Here is a 17,572-nt window from a genome sequence, read left to right on the forward strand (position 1 = left end):
GCCTGGCCGGGATGCTGTGCGAGACCTGCGCCCGCGCCTCGGAGATCCTCGCCCTCGACATCGAGGACCTGGAGCTGGAGGCCCGCCGCGCCCGGGTCACGTCGAAGGGCAGCGCGGTCGAGTACGTGTACTGGGCCTCCGGCACCGCCCACCTGCTGCCCCGGCTGCTCCGCGGCCGGGTGGGCGGCCCGGTGTTCCTCTCCGCACGCCGTCCGGGCCCGGCCTGCCGGCCGGCGGCGAAGGACCTGTGCCCGGTCACCGGCCGGGCGAGGTTGGGCTACGACCGCGCTCGGGTGCTCCTGGACCGCTACACCTCGCCCGGGCCGGGACTGCCCGGCTGGGACCTGCACCAGCTCCGACACTCCGGCGAGGCAGTGGTCAGCGCCCCCGGGGTGCCACAGCTACTTGGACTTGGCGCGGACCCTTGGAAGGACGTACGCGGCGTCGGGGCCGACGCCACGGAGCGTTGCTGAGGCGAAACCTCGCTGCCATTCCAGGCCCACGAACCCAAGTCTTGGCACGGTGCTTGACACGCCGTATCGGTGCCGGGGAAGGCCGGCGCTATCGATGGCGCTGTCCCCGTTGGGTCCGGCGAGTGCCACAAGATGCCCGGTCTGCGGTCGGAAGCCAGTGGCGAGGATGAGCGCGTCTACGCGTTCGATGGTCCCGTCAGCCCAGGTCACCTTGTCGCCGTCGATGAGTTCGAACATGGGTCGCCATTCGGGCTGTCCGCCGTCGATGGCCTGCCGGTAGGTGCCGTCGTCGAGGACGCCGATGCCCTGGGGCCGCAGTACGCGGCTTGCTGGATGATGTTGAAGTCGTGTCCAGGCGAGCCAGTCGTGAATGTCTCGGCCGCCGGGGCGTTGCTTGACCCAGCGCACAGGGCGTCGGGAGGTCAGGGTGACCTCGGCATGCGCGGCGAGTTCAACGGCGATCTGGACGGCGGAGTTTCCGGCCCCGACAACGAGCAGTCGGGTGCCTGGCAACTGGGCAGGGTTGTGGTAGTCGGCCGAGTGAAGCACCGTGCCGGTGAAACTATCGAGGCCGGGTAGTTGAGGGCGGTGTGGCCGACCGAATCCGCCGGTCGCCGAGATCACGTGGCGGGCGGTGAACAGCTCCCCGGTGCTGGTCGCTACGTCGAAGGTGCCATTTTGCCAGGTCACGCGGGTGACAGTCGTGCTGGTGCGGATGTCGGCGTCCAGATGATTGGCGTAGCGGCGCAGGTAGGCGACGACGTCGTCACGGCTTGGATATCCGTCGGGGTCTCTCTCGAAGGCGACGCCGGGTAGCTGTGAGTGCCGCGCAGGGGAAAACAGGATGAGGCTGTCGTAGAAGCGAGGCCACGCTCCCGTTGCTTCCTGGCCTGCCTCTAACACCAGGGGCGTCACGCCTGTACGGGTGAGGTGATGTGCGGTGGCCAAGCCGGCTTGTCCAGCTCCTATGACGAGGGTGTCATGCATGCGGAGATCATATCGTAATATCGCGAAATGACGAATCGTCGGTGTTAGGATTCAGCGGTGACGACGCAGCAACTGGTGAGCGAGCGGACGCAGGAATTCCTGAGGGCGCTAGCGAGCGAGAACCGGCAGCGGATCGTGATGCTGTTCGCCGACGGTCAGCCCCGGACCGTCGGCCAGGTGGCCGCGGAGGCGGGTGTGGGGCAATCAACCGCTTCGGAACAGCTGACCCTGCTGCGACGGGGTGGCCTGGTACGCGCGGAACGGAACGGTAAGACCGTGCGCTATATGGCTGATGGCGATGGGATAGCGGCTGCGCTGTCCGAACTACAACAGGTCCTCGCTCGCTGCTGCCCACCGGAGGCAAGCAGCTGAGGTGTGCGCCGCAGCCCGCTTCTGTTCCTGATAGTGCGTGACGTTCCGGACCATCATCGACCGCGACTGGCCCTCGACACAGCGATGCCCCCGCACCTGGAACGGCGGGGGCACTGCTGGTTCGAGCTGGCTAGTGCTGCTACGCGGAGGGGATCAGCAGCATCCGTTAGCAGGCTGCGCCCCAACGGCGACTGGCTGGTCAGCGCGCGTCCTCGTGTTCCGGCCTGCGCCCTGGGCGACCTTCCTGGCGGCGGTCAAGGCCGACCGGCTGACCGCCTAATGGAGGAGCCGCCTCCGGCCTCGTCCGGCCGGGCCTGGCGTGCCATCACGGTGCCGTCGGCCGAGCGGGTCGCGTTCGCGTGCGGGCTAGCTCTGACGAACGAACGGGTTGCGTCTCGTGGCCGTCAGGTAGAGCGGCATGAAGATCACCCAAAGCACGAGGCAGCCCAGGAACCATGCCTCAGGGGTCTCCACCCGCAGGTTGCCGATTCGGACCGAGACGGGGTCACCGCGACGGGCACGGCCGCGCGCATCGGTCAGCACCCACAGATCGGAGCCGAACATGACCAGCAGCACCGCGATCGACAGGAGTACCGGTGACAGCCCGCTCATGCTCTTCACCTCCGGAACGTGCGATTTCCCAGCGTTTGCGACGCCACAAGTCGGTCAGAGTGCGTGCGGGCCAGGCTGGCTGATCCGAGCAATCCGACTTCGAACCACGCCACCGCCGCGCACCTCGACCTGTCCCAGGCTACAGGACGGACAGCCGGAGGCTCGTGGCGGCGCCATCGGCCTATACCACTCAAGGACGTCGATGGCGCGTGCCGCTGGTCGGCTCTCCTGACTGCCGTCCGGACTCACCCTCTGACCACCTGAGCCGCCTCGGGTGACGCGGGCCGGCGGGGCCGATGCCCGCGAAGCCCGTCAGTAGTGCTGCTCGATCGGCTTGCGGGCCTCGGCGAACAGGGCCGGCCCGTCGTACCGGACGGGTGGGAGAGCAGGCGTGGCGGGCTTGACGCTCTCGAACTGCTCACTCGACAGGGCGTAGACGACCCGGCCGAGGCCGGAGCGGTCGATGGCGGTGGCGCACATCGGGCACGGCTGGCAGCTGGTGTACATCGTGGTGCCGGCCGCCACCTCCGGAGCGAGTTCCCGGGCCGCCCAGCGGGCCAGTTTCAGCTCCGGGTGGGCGGTGATGTCGGCCTCGGAGACCATCGTGTTGTGGTCCTCGACCAGCACCTCGCCGGCCGGACCGACCAGCAACGAGCCGAACGGCCGTTCGCCGGCCGCGCCGGCCCGGTCGGCCAGCTCGATCGCCCGCCGCAGGAACTTCTCGTCGTCGGGGGTCATCCGGTCTTCCTCCGTCATCGGGTGGTCGGGTCGCGCAGGGCGGCCACGGCGGCCAGGGCCCGCCAGGCCCGTTCGGGCTCGCGGATCTCGGTCAGGTCGTTGTTGAACGGGTCGAGCACCACCGTCCGCGCGCCGAGCAGCCGGAGCCGGTCGAGGTCGGCGGCGATCTGGTCGACGGTGCCGACGCCGGCGAGCCGGTCCGGGTCGGTGACGGGTTCGTCGGTCATCCGCAGCGCGATCCGGGGCACCAGCGCGGGCACCGGACGGTTTAGTTCGTCCGCGGTCGCCTTGAGTCGGCCCACCGCGTCGGTCAACCAGTCGAGGGTGACCCGCAGCGGATGCCAGGCGTCGCCGAGCCGTACGGCGCGACGGATGCCGGCGTCGCTGTTGCCGCCGACCCAGATCGGGATCGGCGCGGTGTCGTAGTCGGCGGTGTCGGCCCACGCCCGCCGCATCGTCGCCAGGTATTCGTCGGTCAGGGCGCCACGCTGCCGGAACGGCACCCCGAGCGCCTCGAACTCCTGCCGGGCCCAGCCCACCCCGACGCCGAGGACCAGCCGGTCGCCGCTGAGCCGGTTGAGGTTCGCCGCCATCCGCGCGGTGAGCAGCGGATGCCGGTACGGCACGATGAGCACGGTGGTGCCCAGCCGCACCCGGCGGGTCACCCCGGCCAGGTAGGACAGCGTGGTGAACGGCTCGTAGAACGGGGCCGGATACTGCTGCGCCACGTCCGGGGTCACCACGATGTGGTCGGAGACCAGCAGCATGTCGAAGCCTAGGCCCTCGACGGTCTGCGCCCACCGGCGCAGCGTCTCCGGCTCGGTGCCCGGGGCAAAGTTCGGTACGTTTACGCCGATATCCACGGACGCAACGCTATCGGGACGACGTCCCGACGGGGAACGGAGTGCTGCCGGTATCCCCTCGCTTCCGCCGGGGATCTGCCGGTAGTTTCCCCGGATGACCGTGAGTCTCGATTCCGTCGACTGGGCCATCCTCACCGAGTTGCAGAACGACGGCCGGCTCCCGCTCACCGAGTTGGGTCGGCGGGTGAACCTCAGCGCGTCGGCGGCCACCGAGCGGGTGAAGCGGCTGGAGTCGAGCGGGGTGATCACGGGCTACCGGGCGGAGGTCGACCTGGCGAAGGTCGGGTTCGCCGTGCTCGCCGTGGTGCGGCTGAAGTACCCCGGCAGCCGGCACGAGCCGCTGCGACGGATGCTCGCCGAGCGACCCGAGTTGCTGGAGTGTCTGCGCACCACGGGCGACGACTGCTACGTCCTGAAGGTGGCCGCCACGTCGACGGCCCACCTGGAGCAGATCATCAACGACCTCGCGTCGTTCGGCAGCACCACCACGAACGTGGTCTACAGCGCGACGCTGCCGTACCGGGGGCCACGCCCGGTCGGCGGGTGAGCCGTGGGATCGGTCAGCCGCGCTTCATCAGCCGCCCGACGGCGGCCATCATCTCGCCGGCCATCTCGTCGGCCCGCCCGTCGGCGGCCCCCTCCCGCATGCAGTGCCGGGCGTGGCCGTCGAGCAGGCCCAGGGCCACCTTGTCCAGGGCGGCCTGGATGGCGGAGATCTGGGTGAGGACGTCGATGCAGTACCGGTCGTCGTCCACCATCTTCTCGATGCCGCGCACCTGCCCCTCCACCCGGCGCAGCCGGGCGAGCAACTGGTCCTTGCTGGCGGTGTAGCCCCGGACGGGGGACGACGACGGTGAGGTCATGCGGCAAGGATAGCTAACCCCCTGGGGGTATGCCAACCACGGTCCGTACCGGCATCGGCCCGGCATTCACCCCGGCCCCGCGCCGGGCCGCGGTATGGCCAGGCATACCCCGGGGGTACGCCTGGCCGGCTGGGCCGGCGCCCGCCGGCCGGCTAGCGTCGTCGGCGTGTCCACCCCGTGCAACCCGCTGGCGGCGATCGGTCGGCGCCGGTTCCTGCTGACCGGCTGGCCCTGGCGGTCGCTGGGCTACCTGCTCGGCACCGTGCCGGTGCTGCTGGCCGTGGGCCTGCCCGCCGCGGTGCTCGCCCTGCCGTGGCTGGCGCTGGCCCGTCGGCTGTCCGGCGCGGGCCACCAACCGATCGGCCTGATCGCCGCGCTCGCCGTGGTCAGCGGCGTGCTCGTCGGTGCCCTCGGGCCGTTGGCGGCGCTGCCGGTCGCGGCGGTGGAGCGCCGCCGGCTGCGGCTGGTGGATCGGCGTCCGGTCCGGTCCGGGCACCGCCGACCCGACGCGCCCGGCCCGTGGGCCTGGCTGCGCACCCGGTACGCCGAACCGGCCACCTGGCGCGCGCTCGGCTACCTGGCGCTGCTGGCCACCCTGGTCCCCGCCGCGTACGGGATGCTCGCCCTCGTGCTGTTCCTGATCGCCGTTCTCCTGGCCAGTCCGGCGCTGGTCGGCGCCGGCGAGCCGATCACCCTCGGCTTCCGGACGGTCGACTCCGTCGGGCAGACCGTCCCCTACCTGATCACCGGACTGGTGCTGCTGCCCGCCGTGCCGTACCTGGTGGCGGTGCTCGCGGGCGGACACGCCGCGCTGGCCAGGGCGCTGCTGGGTGGCGGGCCGGACGACCGGTTACGGGCCGAACTGGTGCAGGTGTCCCGATCCCGGTCCCGGCTGGTGGACGCGTTCGAGGTCGAGCGCCGCCGGATCGAACGCGACCTGCACGACGGCGCCCAGCAACGCCTGGTCGGGCTCACCCTGCAGCTCGGCCTGGCCCGGCTCGACCTGCCGCCCGACAGCCCGGCGGGCCGGGCCGTCGGCGACGCGCACGAGCGGGCCAAGGAGCTGATGACGGAGTTGCGGCAGCTGATCCACAACATCCATCCCCGGGTGCTCACCGACCTCGGGCTGGCCGCGGCCCTGCACGACCTTGCCGAACGGTCCCCGCTCCCGGTCACGGTCCACGCCGACCTGGCCGGCCGGCTGCCCGCTCCGGTCGAGTCCACCGGCTACTTCGTGGTGGCCGAGGCCCTGACCAACGTCGCCCGGCACAGCGGCGCCACCGGCGCGCGGGTGACCGCGTACCGGCGGGACGGCCGGCTGGTGATCGAGGTCGGCGACGACGGCCGGGGCGGCGCCGACCCGGGACCGGGCGGCGGGCTGACCGGCCTGGCCGACCGGGTCGCCGCGGTGGCCGGCAGAATGCTGCTGTCCAGCCCGGCCGGCGGCCCGACCCTGCTGCGTGTGGAGATCCCGTGCGACCAGAACACCGACCTACCGTCCGGGTAGTGCTCGCCGAGGACGGCGCGCTGTTGCGGGAGGGGCTGGCCGGGTTGCTCACCCGGTTCGGCTTCGACCTGGCCGCCGCCGTCGGCGACGCGGCGGCGCTGACCGCCGCGGTCGCCGCGCACTCCCCCGACCTGGTGATCACGGACATCCGGATGCCGCCGGGCTTCACCGACGAGGGCCTGCGGGCCGCCGTCGCGCTCCGCCGCGACCGGCCCGACCTGGCCGTGGTCGCCCTCAGCCAGTACGTGCAGTCCAGCTACGCCGCCGAGCTGCTCGACTCCGGCGACGGGCGGCGGGTCGGCTATCTGCTGAAGGACCGGGTGGTCGACGTGCCGGACTTCGTCGCCGCGCTGCACCGGGTGGTCGACGGGGGCACCGTGGTCGACCCCGAGGTGGTCCGCCAGCTGCTGCGCCGGCGGCGCGACCCGCTGGCCCGGCTGTCGGCCCGGGAACGCGAGGTGCTCGCGCTGATCGCCGAGGGGCGGTCCAACGCCGCCGTCGCCCGGTCGTTGGTGATCTCCGAGCCGGCCGTCGGCAAGCACGTCGGGAACATCCTGGCCAAGCTCGACCTGCCGCCGACCGAGGACACCAACCGCCGGGTGCTGGCCGTGCTGACCTACCTGCGGGCGGCCACCGACGGCTGAGCGGGAGGGGCCCAACCGGATGTCGGTTCGGCGTCGACCGCCAGGTCAGCCGGCCGTCCGGATCGACAGGCTGGTCCAGGCGCCGACGAAGATCCGGTCACCGTCGCGGACCGGCACCGGGGTGTTGTCCGGGATCGGGTCCGACGCCGGGTCGTTCAGGTACGTCCCGTTGGCCGAACCCAGGTCCACCACGGCCCAGCCGTCCGGCCGGGAGACCAGCAGCGCGTGGGTGTGCGAGACGCCCGGATCCTCCGGTTGACCGCCGAGGTCGATCTCCGGGTGCACCCCCCGGGACCGGCTGGCCCGGCCGATCAGCAGCTGCACGCCGCGCAACGGGAACCGCCGCTCGACGACGTACGGCGGGAACCGCAGCTCGTCGGCGTCCTCGCCGCCCTGGCCGGTCACCGTGTCGAAGTACGCCCGGTCCGCGCCGACCACGACCACCAGGGCCGGCCGGCCGGACGACCCGGACCCGGACCGACCCGCGCCGGTGCCCGGGTCACCGCCGGCGGCGGTGCCCGCGCCCGTGTTACCGCCGGCGGCGGTGCCCGCGCCGGTGCCGGCGGGTTGGCCCGTCGGCGCGGGACCGGTCGCGTCGGCGCCGGACGCCGGCGCCTCTTCCTCCTCGGCCAGCGCCCAGGGGTCGGTCGGCGGAGCGTCCTCCCCGGACGGCGGGGCAGCTCCGTCGGCCGGGGCACCGGTGGCCGGACCGGGCCCGGCGGGGGAAACGGACGGCGAGGCGGTGGGCACCGGCGGGGCGAGCAGGAAGTCGTACCCGTCCTCCTCGCAGAACCGGCCGGCCTGCGGCGTACCGCAGAGCGGGCACGGCCTGCCGGCGGCCTCGGCGTCCGGCACGAAGGCGGCGGTGGGCGCGGTCGGGTTCGGCGCGGGCCCGGCGGCGGACCCGGTCGTCGGTGCGGGCCCGGCACCGGAGGTCGGCGCCGGGCCGCCGGCGGCGGTGCCGCCCATCGGCGTGCCGCACTGGTCGCAGTAGTCCAGCGTCGCGGAGTCGTGTCCCCTGGGGCAGGTGGCCATCGCGTCGGCTCCCGTCAGTCCTGCGTCTTCTTCACCCGGACGGTCTTCACCGACCGCACGTTGGTCAGCTCGGCGTCCACACCGGACACCCGCTTCTTCAGCCGGACGGTACCGTTCGGCGCGTCGACCACGTCGACCACCCGGGCCAACAGCTTGGCGGTGTCGGTGTGGCCGGACTCGGTGGCCAGTTGCACCGCCCGGCCGAGCTTGGCCGTCGCGGTCTCCACGTCGCCGGCGTCCCGGGCCTTGAGGCCGTCCTGGATCGCCTCGGCGAGTTCGGCCTGCCCGGTGTAGTGGGCCACCTGGCGGTTGATCCGGGTGGACAACTCCTCGTCGTCGGTCCACCGGGCCAGCACCAGCCGCTCGGTGAGCACCTGATCGGCGGCGACCAGGCTGATCCGGGCGGCGAGCAGTTCCTCCCCGACGGCCTGCGGCTCCAGCTCCACCGAGACGTGGTAGTCGCGGCTCTCCGCGCCCCAGGACCCGGTCGGGTACTCGCCGATCCGGGCACTGACCTCGGTACGCCGCCCGGTCAGGTCCTCCACCTGAGGGAAGACCTGCTTGACGAAGCGGACGGTGGCGCCGGTCGGGGTCCACACCCGCAGCGCCACGTCGGCCACCGACTTGCCCATCGCCGAGGAGATCATCGCCTGGAACGCCGCCGGCAGCTCGGCCGGGTCCTCCAGCCCGTCGGCGGTGCCCAGCAGGGTGGAGGCGACCTTGCGCAACTCGTCGGCCACCCAGTCGTCGCCCACTCCTCGGCTGTCGCAGACGAACCTGCCCTCGCAGCTGTCCAGCACCCGTTGCAGGTCGTGCGGCGTCTCGTGGGCGTTCTGGCCGTCGGTGAGCAGGATCGCGTGCCGGGCCTCGGCAGGCTGGTGGGCGAACAGGTGGTTGGCCAGGTGCAGCCACCGGCCGATCGCGGTACCACCCTCGGCGCGCAGCCGGGACACCGCCTGCTTGGCCTCGGCCCTCGTCTGCGGGTTGGCGGCCATCATGCCGGGCTGGCCCGGGTAGACCATCCGGGCGTGCGCCGAGCCGGCGATGACCGCGAAGGCGACCCCGTCGCGCAGCGTGTCGATGGCGACGGCGGTGGCCCGCTTCGCCTCCTGGATCTTGGACTGCGGCACGTTCATCGACCCGGAAGTGTCAATCATGATGACCTCGGCCGCGCTCAACGCGCCGGTGCCGCCGCCGCGCAGCCCGGCGCCGCTGGCGGTGACCGTCACGATGGCGTCGACGATCCGCCGCCCGGCGGGCAGGTACTCGTTCTGGTCGACCTCGGCCACGAACTCCGGTTGCCCGCTCATAGCATCGTTCCTCCTTCTGCTGTTCCGGTCGCCGCATACGGCAGGACGGCGACCGCGATGTTGTCGTGCCCGCCGGCCCGTACCGCCAGCGCGGTCAGGCCCCGGGCCAGGTCCAGCGGGCGGCCGGCCGGACCGCCCCGCGCTCCGGGAAGACCGGCGGACAGGCCGGTCACCGCGTCGGCCAGGTCCGCCGCCGACGGCAGGTAGTGGTGCAGCCCGTCGGAGCAGACCAGGACCAGCCCCGGGCCGGTCGGTCGGACGGTCACCAGCTGGGCCTCGGCGCCGTCGCCGTCCGAACCGAGCCAGCGGACCAGCGACGCGGAGCGTTCGTCCACCCCGGCCAGTCCGGCCGGCAACGGCCGGCCCGCGGCGAGCAGGGCGCGGACCGAGTCGTCCACGGTCAACTGCGCCGGCTCCCGACCCAGCCAGTAGGCCCGGCTGTCGCCGATCCAGCCCACCGTCACCTGCTCGCCGGTGACCACCGCCGAGACGTAGGTGCAGCTCGGCGGCGAATCGCGGTCCTCGGCGACGGCCACCTCCCGGGCCGCGGTCGTCGCCGCCCGGGCCGCCCGCCGGCTGGCCTCGGCCGGGTCGGCGCCGGCGGTCAACGCCGTCAGCAGGGTGGCCACCGCGGCCTCGGCCGCCGCCTGGGCGGCGGTGTCGGCGCGGGCCGAGGTGGACACCCCGTCGCAGACCACCGCGACCCGGGCGGTGGCGGTCCGGCCGATCGCGACGGCGTCCTCGTTGCGCCGCCGGTTGGCCCGGTCGGTCACCGCGGCCAGGCCGTCCAGCTCCAGCTCGGACCGGTCCCGGCCGGTGCCGCGCCGCCGCCCGCACCGGTCGCAGTACGCGCCGGCCGGCACCGGCCCACCGCAGCCGGCGCAGGCGCCGTCGCCGGCCCGCGAGGAGAGCCACGGTACGACCGGCGCCGCCCCGCCGGACGGCCCCGGCAACGGCGCCGCGGTCAGCGTCGGGGCCGCACCGGTACGCAGGTTCCGCCCGCACACCTCGCAGAAGCTGTCCCCCGCGTCCGGCGGCGGCCCGTGCTCCGGGCAGGACGGCGCCGTCACGTCAACGTCCTCGGGCGGACGGCATTGGCCCGGTCCACCAGGGCGACCCGGGTGGGCGAATCCGCCGCGAGCTGGGCCAGGGTCCGGTAGGCGCGCTCCAGGCCGAACCGCAACCCGCGCTCGTGGCCCGGGTGGCCCAGCACCTGGGCGTCGGCCGGCAACCGGTTGCCGGCCGAGAGCCAGGCCAGGGCCGCCTCCAGCGTCTCCACGGTCAGCCGGACCTGCCGCTCGGTGTCCAGCCCGAGGCGTTGCAGCCGGGCGGAGGCGGCCAGCAGCTCGCCCGCGTCGCCGGGCAGTAGCTCGCTCGGCAGGTTGGCCCGGACCGCGGCCACCTGGGCGGCGAGGTGGTGGCTGGAGGAATCCGGCACCTCGTCGAGCACCCGCAGCGCGTCGGCCCGGGCACCCCGGGCCAGCCGGATGCGGGCCAGCCCGAACGCGGCGCTGATGAAGCCCCGATCGGTACGCCACACCCGGTCGTACAGCCGCTCGGCCAGATCCGCGTCGCCGGTGCATTCGACGGCCGCGGCGAGGGCCAGCCGGGCCGCCGGTTCACCGGGCAGCTGGTCGTAGACCGCGTCGAAGGCCACCCGGGCGTCGCCGGCCCGGTCGGCGGTGAGTGCGAGCAGGCCCCGGTACCAGTCGTTGCGCCAGTCCAGCGGGTCGGCGCCGGTGGACCGGTCCAGGTCGGCCGCCGCGCCGGCCAGGTCGCCGGCCTCGATCCGGGCCCGGATCAGGCGGAACGCCACCTCGCCGGAGCGTACCGGGGCGTCGGCGAGCTGGGCGATCAGCTCGCCGGGGTCGGTCGCCGCGAGGGTGGCCAGGAAGCCCGCGCCCGGGTCCTGGATGTCCACCTGCGGCAGCGGCAGGGCCGCCGCGACGGTGGGCGGGTCCAACCGGGGGGCCACCGCGGCCAGACCCACCGCACCGGCGTCCGTGCCGAACGCCCGCCGCTCGGGGGTGAACTGCCGGGACACCGCCGGTCGGGCAACCCCGTCGGCCGCGGACAACACCTCCCGCAGGACGCCGAGCAGCTGGTCGGTCATCTCGACGGCGGACGGGAACCGGCGCTCCGGTTCCGGGTGGGTGGCCCGGCGCAGCAGCCGGTAGTAGGACTCCTCCCGGGCCAGCAGCGGGACCTCGGACCGGTCCGGGAGACGGTCGGCGTAGGTGCTGGTGAAGCCGCGGAAGTCGAAGCTGAGCACGGCCAGGGACCGGCCGACGGTGTAGATGTCGGCGGCCACCGACGGGCCGACCCGGGCGACCTCCGGCGCCTGGTAGCCCGGCGTGCCGTAGATCGCGCTGACGTCGTCGTCGACGTGCCGGACCGCGCCCAGGTCGATCAGTTTGAGCTGTTCCTCGGCGTGGATCACATTGTCCGGCTTGAAGTCGCAGAACAGCAGTTCCCGGTCGTGCAGGTAACCCAGGGCGGGCAGGATCTCCACCCCGTAGGCGATCACCTCGGGCAGCGGCAGGGCCCGGTCCGCGCTGGTTTCCCGGCGGGCCACCAGGACGTCCCGCAGCGACTGGCCGCCGACGTACTCCATCACGATGTAGCCGACCGGCACGCCGGTCTTGGGGTCCGGATGCTGCACGAAGTCGTGGATCTTGACGATGCTGGGGTGGTCGATCTCGACCAGGTAGCGGCGTTCGGCCACGGCGGCGGCCATCGCGTCCCGGTCGGAGGTGTTGATCAGGCCCTTGAGCACCACCCAGCGGTCGCTGACGGTGTCGCTGACGTTGCGGTCCCGGGCCAGGTAGATCCAACCCAGTCCGCCGTAGGCGAGCGCGCCGAGCAGCTCGTACCGATCGTTGATCACGTCGCCCGGCCGGAGCCGGGGAACGAAGGAGAACGGCGTACCGCAGTTCGGGCAGAAACCCTCGGCGCGGCCCGGTTTCCCGTCCCGGCCCCGGCCCACCGGCTTGTCGCAACCGACGCAGTACCGCCGGCCCTCGGCGACCGTCGGGTCCGCGAGCACCGCGCTGGCCGGGTCGCGCAGCGGCACCCGGGGCAGGTCGATCAGGCCGGCGCCCAGCCCGCCCCGGCCGGCACCCCGGCTGCGGCCGGAGGAGCGACTACCGGTACGGACCGACCCGGCCCGGGTCGCGACCGACGTGCCGCCGGTCGCCGGTGCCGAGCCGCCACCGGCCGGTGCCGGGCCAACGGTCGCCGCCGGTACGGCGGGGCGCTGCGCCGGTGGCCCGCCGGTGGTCGGGGCAGCGGCCGCCGGTGCCTTGCGGCCGCACTCGTCGCAGTATCCTTCCGGGCCGTAGCCGCCGGCGCAGCCGGCGCGCACGCAGCGCTGACTCATCGGGTCCCCCGCTCGCTGAGCTGGTTGAGGTGACGCAGGTAGGCGGCCAACGCCCGGGTGGCCGCGGGCAGGTCACAGGGCCGGGTGTAGAGCAGTTCCTCGGCGCTCCGGTGCCGGGCGGCCAGCTCCGCGTGCTCGGCGAAGCCCATCCGGGCGGCCTTCGCCCGGTACGCCTCCAGCCGCCCGCGCAGTTCGGTACGCCGCTCCAGCAGCCCGTCGGCGGCCACCCGCAGGTACTCGGCCCGCTCGGCGGCCGCCCGGACGGACCGCTCGGCCGCGGCGAGTTCCTCGGCCAGCCGGGGCCACCGGCGTTCCCGGTACAACTGGTCGAGCTGCGCGAGATGGGCGCGCAGCGCACCGGCGGCGTCCGGCGCCTCGGGCAGTCCGGGGTCGGCGATCTTCTCCCGGGCCGCGGCCCCGGCGGTGGCGGCGGACCGCTCCGCCGTGTCGACGGCGTCGACCGCCGCCCGCAGCGACTCGGCCCGCCGCGGATAGCCGTCCCGCAGCCCGGTCAGCGCGTCCAGCTCCGCCCGCAGCGCGTCGATGTCGGCGGCGATCCCGCGCAGCCGGGTGTGCAGCGCGGTGGCGGCGACCGCGCCCGGGGTGACGGCGATCGGATCCGCCGTGGCGCCCCGGTACGCGGTCGTGAGCCGCTCGTCGAGTCGGTCGAGCCGGTCGGCGGGAACCGCGTCGGCGCCGAGTTCCCCGGCGGCGGCGCGGAGCCGGGCCAGCGCCTCGGTCGGCGGCCCGAACCGGGCGGCGAGGGCCGCGATCGCGTTGTCCAGCCGGGTCAGCCGGCCGACCACGTCGGCGCAGCCGCCCTCCAACTGGCGGGCCAGTTCGGTCAGGGTCAGCCGGGGCACCGCCGGTGCGGCGACGCCGTCGGGCACCGCGCCGTCCGGGCCGATCGGCACGATCGGCAGCCGCAGCAGGACGGTCAACTCCATCAGCTCGTCGTCGCCGGGCCGGCCACGCCTGGCGCGGACCGCCCGGACCCGGTGCAGGTGGGCGGTCAGCGCGTTGAACCGGGACCACAGCACGGCGATGTCGGCGGTCAGTTCGGCGGCGTACCGGCCGGTGGCGCCGGTCAGGTCCGGGTCGCGCAGGGTCGCCGCCGCCGGATGGCCGTCCACGGCGAACATCGCCGCGGCGATCCGGTCGTGCGCCGCCACCAACGCGACGACGGCCGGGTCCACCTCGTCGCGGCCCATCGGTGCCGGAACCGCCACCGCGGTCAGTCCCGGTAGCGGGCGACCGGCGGCTGCGGGGCGGCCCCCAGCGCGGTCAACCACCGGTCGTAGAGCCTGGTCCAGGTGCCGTCGGCACGGATCCGGGCCAGCACGGCGTTGACGAACCGGACCAGGTCGGTCGCCTCGCGGTTGACACCGATCCCGTACGGCTCGTCGCTGAACCGGGGGCCGACCACGGCGGTGTTGGGATCCTGGGCGGCCAGCCCGGCGAGGATGCTGTCGTCGGTGGAGACCGCGGCCACCTGGTGCTGTTGGAGCATCACCAGACAGTCGGTCCAGTCCCGTACGCCGACCGGCACCGGCTTGGACGGCGCGGCGGCGACGTTGCGGATCGAGGTGCTCCCGTTGGTCGAGCAGACCTTCTTGCCGCCCAGGTCGGCGATGCCGCGCAGCTTCGCGTTGCGGGGCACCAGGATCCGTTGCCCGGCGGTGAAGTACTCGGTGGAGAAGGCGACCTGCTGCCACCGTTCGCAGTTCATCGTCATGGTCTGCACCACGATGTCCACCGTTCGGTCCCGCAGGTACGGGATCCGGGAGGCCGAGTTGGTGGCCTTGAACTGGATCTTCGTCGGGTCGCCGAAGATGGCCCGGGCCACCTCCCGCGCGATGTCCACGTCGAATCCGGTCAGCTCGCCGGTGGCCGGGTCACGGAACCCGAACCGGTAGCTGTTCTGGTCGACGCCGACGACCAGCCGGCCGCGCCGGTGGATCTGGGCCATTGTCGAACCGGCCGGGAAGGCGCCCGACCCGGGCAGCGTCCCGGGCGGGCGGAAGCTGGCCCGCGGATCGCAGGACGCCGGCCCGGTGCCGCCCGGACCGGATACGGCGGCCGGGTCCTGCGCGCCGACCGGGCGGACCGCCGGGAGGTCGACCCGTCGGGTCGGCAGCCGGTCACCGCCGTCGGCGCACCCGACCAGGCCGGCCACGGTGGTCAGCGCGAGTGCCGCGCCCAGCATCCGGTTGCGTGTCATCGATACTCCGCGATCCGTCGTTGCAGGCCGACCGCGCCGCCGAGCACGATCAGCGCGGCCAGTACGGCGGTGCCCAGGTCCACCCCGGACAGGCCCCGGCCGGCGGATCGGGCCTGGGCCTGGAACCGGTCACCGTTGTGCGCGATCGCGTCCGCCAGCGTACGGTCCAGCTCGGTGAAGATACTGGTCGTCGTGCCCGGGCCGGTGCCCACGACGGCCGTGACCGCCTCGGTGTACCGTCCGTCACCGTCCAGGTCGCGTACCTTCCGGTGCGCGGTGAGCCAGTCGCCGGCCTGGGCGGTGGCGGTCCGGAGGGCGGCCCGGGTGGTCTCGTCGGTGGCGTTGTCGGCGGCGTCCTTCAGCAGTCCCCCGCGCCCGTCCGGGCCGGCCAGCCGTTGCATGACGGTGGTGTAGTCCTTTTCGAAGTCGCCACCGGCGCCGCGGGCGACCAGGGTCAGTGACTCGTCCGCGCGGGCCTGCAACGCCGCCACGCGGGCCTGGACCAGCCGGTCGACCTGGGCCGATCCGTCCCGGTCGCTGGCCTCCAGCCGGGTCGCGGTGATCGCCGCGGCCGTGCCGAGCCAGCCGACCAGCAGCACCGCCGCCGCGGTGGCGATCACCAGCCCGACGTTGAACAGCCGGTTGGTCCGCCGGGTCAGCCAGCGCTGTGCCCGGACCAGTGCCACGACGGTGAGCAGGCCGAGCAGCGTGGCGAGCCAGGGGAAGCCGGCGCCGCCGTCCCGGGCCCGGTCCAGCTCCGCGGCGATCGACTGGTACAGCCGCTGCGCGGCCGGCAGCAGTTGGTCCCGCATCAGGCCGGAGGCTTCCCGCAGGTAGGCGGCGCCGACCGGGAGACCCTGCCGGTTGTAGACGCGGGCGGTCTCGATCAGCCCGGTGTAGACCGGCAGCCGGGCGGCGATCACCGCCACCTCGTCGTCGCGCCCGTCGTCGCCGGAGCGGCCGGCGGCGATCACCGCCAGCGCGGCCGATGCCTCCGCCACCCCGTTCTGGTAACGCTCGCGCTGGGCGGCCGGCTCCACCCCGCCGGAGAGGAAGGCGCTCGCCGCGGTGGCGTCCGCGTCGGACAACGACCGGTAGAGGTTCTGCGCGGCCACGGTCAACGGGCCGCCACGGTGGGTCACCTCGTCGATCAGGCCGGCCCGCTGCCGTACACCGATCAGGCCCACGATCCCCACGGCCAGGCCCAACGCCACGATGCCGGCCAGGACCGCGGCCATCCGGCGGGGGGTGTCCCGGACCAGGGAGCCGGCGAGCCGGCCGACCGGGCCGCCGGGGCGCACCTCCGGAGTGGACGGACGGACGAGCGTCACCGCCACCAGCACCCCCACCCCTCGCGCGCCGGCCGGAACCCGGAAACCGGAACAGATCTTGGTTGCGCCCGTCAAGGTACCTAATCCCCGCAACCACGTCGCCCCCCCGCGAGCCCGGTTTTCCGGCCCCGAAGGGCGACGGGAGCGTGGTGCCGACCGACGGTACGCTTGGGCTCCCGCGCGCCGCGCGACGACAAGAGCCTCGGGAGGCCAGATGACGGAGGGTGCCGGCACGATGGAGGAGCCGTGGCTCCCGCCAAGTCCGGTCGACCTGCGCACCGACCTGCCGCACCCGGCCCGGGTCTACGACTATCTGCTCGGCGGTAAGGACAACTTCGCCGCCGACCGGGCCGCCGCCGCCGAGGGGCTGCGGGCCAATCCGGACAGTCGGACCCCGCCCCGGGAGAACCGCGCCTTCCTGGCCCGCGCGGTCCGGTTCCTGGCCGCGGAGGCCGGGATCCGGCAGTTCCTGGACATCGGCACCGGCATCCCCACCGCGCCGAACGTGCACCAGGTGGCCCAGGCCGTCGACCCGACCAGCCGGGTGGTGTACGTCGACAACGACCCGATCGTGCTCGCCCACGCCCGGGCCCTGTTGACCGGCACCGAGCAGGGCCGCACCGAATACCTCGACGCCGACCTGCGGGACGTGGACGCCATCCTCTCCGCGCCGCGACTGCGCGCGGCGCTGGACCTGGACCGACCGGTGGGGCTGTTGCTCATCGCGATCCTGCACTTCGTCGGGGACGACGACGACCCGTACGACATCGTGCGGCGGCTGGTGGCGGCGTTGCCGGCCGGCAGTTACCTGGCGCTGTCCCACCTGACCGGCGACTACCGGCCGGCGGCGTGGGAGAAGGTCGCGGCCATCTACCGGGCCAAGGGCGTGACGATGCGGGTCCGGTCCCGGGCCGAGGTCGAGCGGTTCTTCACCGGTCTGGAGGTGGTGGAGCCCGGCCTGCAGGTGGTCACCCACTGGCGTCCGGACGGCGACGCGGCGGGCGAACCGCCGACCGACGGCTCCGTCTCGGTGTACGGCGCGGTGGCGCGCAAGCTGTCAACTACCCGCCCATGAATGGCGGGCTTGTGGGTCTCTTCCCCGCTGGCTGCGGGGTTAGTCCTCGTCGCCTCTGGCGAGGTGGCCCGTTCCGGGCTGAAAATCGTGTCGGTCGCTCGCTGACGTCGTCGCTCCTTGGTCCGTGTGAGGTCGTGGGTTAGTCGGACGCTGGTAGCCGCG

18 protein-coding genes are annotated in these 17,572 nt (G+C 73.8%); 6 read left to right on the forward strand and 12 right to left on the reverse strand.

The window, feature by feature from the left end:
* Positions 1-11: 11 nt before the first annotated feature.
* Entirely contained in the window at positions 12-473 is a 462-nt protein-coding gene (locus ACFOX0_RS29785; RefSeq protein WP_377552242.1) for a hypothetical protein, read from the forward strand.
* On the opposite strand, the gene ACFOX0_RS29790 is transcribed toward ACFOX0_RS29785, so the two are convergent.
* Complete coding sequence (locus tag ACFOX0_RS29790) at positions 402-1,460, reverse strand: flavin-containing monooxygenase (RefSeq protein ID WP_377552244.1); 1,059 nt, start codon at positions 1,458-1,460, stop codon at positions 402-404. The genes ACFOX0_RS29785 and ACFOX0_RS29790 overlap by 72 nt on opposite strands.
* A 57-nt stretch (positions 1,461-1,517) precedes the next feature.
* On the opposite strand from ACFOX0_RS29790, the gene ACFOX0_RS29795 reads away from it, so the two are divergent.
* On the forward strand, positions 1,518-1,832 hold the full coding sequence (locus ACFOX0_RS29795; RefSeq protein ID WP_377552246.1) for an ArsR/SmtB family transcription factor: 315 nt from the start codon (positions 1,518-1,520) through the stop codon (positions 1,830-1,832).
* 366 nt (positions 1,833-2,198) lie between these two features.
* Here the strand turns inward: ACFOX0_RS29795 and ACFOX0_RS29800 are convergent, their stop codons facing one another.
* The 3 genes from ACFOX0_RS29800 to ACFOX0_RS29810 all read right to left on the reverse strand — a co-directional run bounded on the left by ACFOX0_RS29800 (position 2,199) and on the right by ACFOX0_RS29810 (position 4,045).
* A complete protein-coding gene (locus ACFOX0_RS29800; protein ID WP_377552247.1) occupies positions 2,199-2,444 on the reverse strand; it encodes a hypothetical protein in 246 nt (81 codons plus the stop codon).
* A gap of 312 nt (positions 2,445-2,756) precedes the next feature.
* Positions 2,757-3,182, reverse strand: a complete 426-nt coding sequence (locus ACFOX0_RS29805; protein ID WP_377552248.1) for a nucleoside deaminase — start codon at positions 3,180-3,182, stop codon at positions 2,757-2,759.
* 14 nt (positions 3,183-3,196) lie between these two features.
* Positions 3,197-4,045, reverse strand: a complete 849-nt coding sequence (locus tag ACFOX0_RS29810) for an LLM class flavin-dependent oxidoreductase (RefSeq protein WP_377552250.1) — start codon at positions 4,043-4,045, stop codon at positions 3,197-3,199.
* 94 nt (positions 4,046-4,139) lie between these two features.
* Here ACFOX0_RS29810 and ACFOX0_RS29815 point away from each other — a divergent pair, with 94 nt between their 5' ends.
* The gene (locus ACFOX0_RS29815; protein ID WP_377552251.1) at positions 4,140-4,592 is read left to right on the forward strand and encodes an Lrp/AsnC family transcriptional regulator; all 453 of its coding nucleotides are present in this window, start codon (positions 4,140-4,142) and stop codon (positions 4,590-4,592) included.
* Positions 4,593-4,605: 13 nt separating this feature from the next.
* Here the strand turns inward: ACFOX0_RS29815 and ACFOX0_RS29820 are convergent, their stop codons facing one another.
* A complete protein-coding gene (locus ACFOX0_RS29820) occupies positions 4,606-4,908 on the reverse strand; it encodes a metal-sensitive transcriptional regulator (RefSeq protein ID WP_377552253.1) in 303 nt (100 codons plus the stop codon).
* Positions 4,909-5,074: 166 nt separating this feature from the next.
* Here ACFOX0_RS29820 and ACFOX0_RS29825 point away from each other — a divergent pair, with 166 nt between their 5' ends.
* On the forward strand, positions 5,075-6,415 hold the full coding sequence (locus ACFOX0_RS29825; RefSeq protein ID WP_377552254.1) for a sensor histidine kinase: 1,341 nt from the start codon (positions 5,075-5,077) through the stop codon (positions 6,413-6,415).
* Positions 6,415-7,059: a response regulator gene (locus tag ACFOX0_RS29830; RefSeq protein WP_377552255.1), complete on the forward strand. Its 645-nt coding sequence runs from the start codon at positions 6,415-6,417 to the stop codon at positions 7,057-7,059. The genes ACFOX0_RS29825 and ACFOX0_RS29830 overlap by 1 nt, the downstream gene beginning before the upstream one ends.
* A 45-nt stretch (positions 7,060-7,104) precedes the next feature.
* On the opposite strand, the gene ACFOX0_RS29835 is transcribed toward ACFOX0_RS29830, so the two are convergent.
* The 7 genes from ACFOX0_RS29835 to ACFOX0_RS29865 are packed head-to-tail and all read right to left on the reverse strand — an operon-like array spanning position 7,105 to position 16,410.
* Complete coding sequence (locus ACFOX0_RS29835; protein ID WP_377552256.1) at positions 7,105-8,094, reverse strand: FHA domain-containing protein; 990 nt, start codon at positions 8,092-8,094, stop codon at positions 7,105-7,107.
* A 14-nt stretch (positions 8,095-8,108) separates the two neighbouring features.
* The gene (locus ACFOX0_RS29840) at positions 8,109-9,404 is read right to left on the reverse strand and encodes a VWA domain-containing protein (RefSeq protein WP_377552257.1); all 1,296 of its coding nucleotides are present in this window, start codon (positions 9,402-9,404) and stop codon (positions 8,109-8,111) included.
* Positions 9,401-10,474, reverse strand: coding sequence for a PP2C family protein-serine/threonine phosphatase (locus ACFOX0_RS29845; protein ID WP_377552258.1), 1,074 nt, complete (start codon positions 10,472-10,474; stop codon positions 9,401-9,403). Before ACFOX0_RS29845 ends, ACFOX0_RS29840 begins: the two co-directional genes overlap by 4 nt.
* Positions 10,471-12,783: a serine/threonine-protein kinase gene (locus ACFOX0_RS29850; RefSeq protein WP_377552260.1), complete on the reverse strand. Its 2,313-nt coding sequence runs from the start codon at positions 12,781-12,783 to the stop codon at positions 10,471-10,473. The genes ACFOX0_RS29845 and ACFOX0_RS29850 overlap by 4 nt, the downstream gene beginning before the upstream one ends.
* Positions 12,780-13,994 carry a hypothetical protein gene (locus ACFOX0_RS29855; protein WP_377552262.1) on the reverse strand — a complete coding sequence of 405 codons (1,215 nt, stop codon included), beginning with the start codon at positions 13,992-13,994 and terminating at the stop codon, positions 12,780-12,782. The genes ACFOX0_RS29850 and ACFOX0_RS29855 overlap by 4 nt, the downstream gene beginning before the upstream one ends.
* Positions 13,995-14,017: 23 nt before the next feature.
* Positions 14,018-15,004 carry a glutamate ABC transporter substrate-binding protein gene (locus ACFOX0_RS29860; protein ID WP_377552263.1) on the reverse strand — a complete coding sequence of 329 codons (987 nt, stop codon included), beginning with the start codon at positions 15,002-15,004 and terminating at the stop codon, positions 14,018-14,020.
* Positions 15,001-16,410 (reverse strand): hypothetical protein, encoded by a 1,410-nt coding sequence (locus ACFOX0_RS29865; RefSeq protein ID WP_377552265.1) that lies wholly within the window; start codon positions 16,408-16,410, stop codon positions 15,001-15,003. The genes ACFOX0_RS29860 and ACFOX0_RS29865 overlap by 4 nt, the downstream gene beginning before the upstream one ends.
* Positions 16,411-16,549: 139 nt before the next feature.
* On the opposite strand from ACFOX0_RS29865, the gene ACFOX0_RS29870 reads away from it, so the two are divergent.
* Positions 16,550-17,410: an SAM-dependent methyltransferase gene (locus tag ACFOX0_RS29870; protein ID WP_377552266.1), complete on the forward strand. Its 861-nt coding sequence runs from the start codon at positions 16,550-16,552 to the stop codon at positions 17,408-17,410.
* Positions 17,411-17,572: the final 162 nt, after the last annotated feature.

Source organism: Micromonospora zhanjiangensis, assembly GCF_042650605.1.
GTDB classification, from domain to species: domain Bacteria; phylum Actinomycetota; class Actinomycetes; order Mycobacteriales; family Micromonosporaceae; genus Micromonospora_J; species Micromonospora_J zhanjiangensis.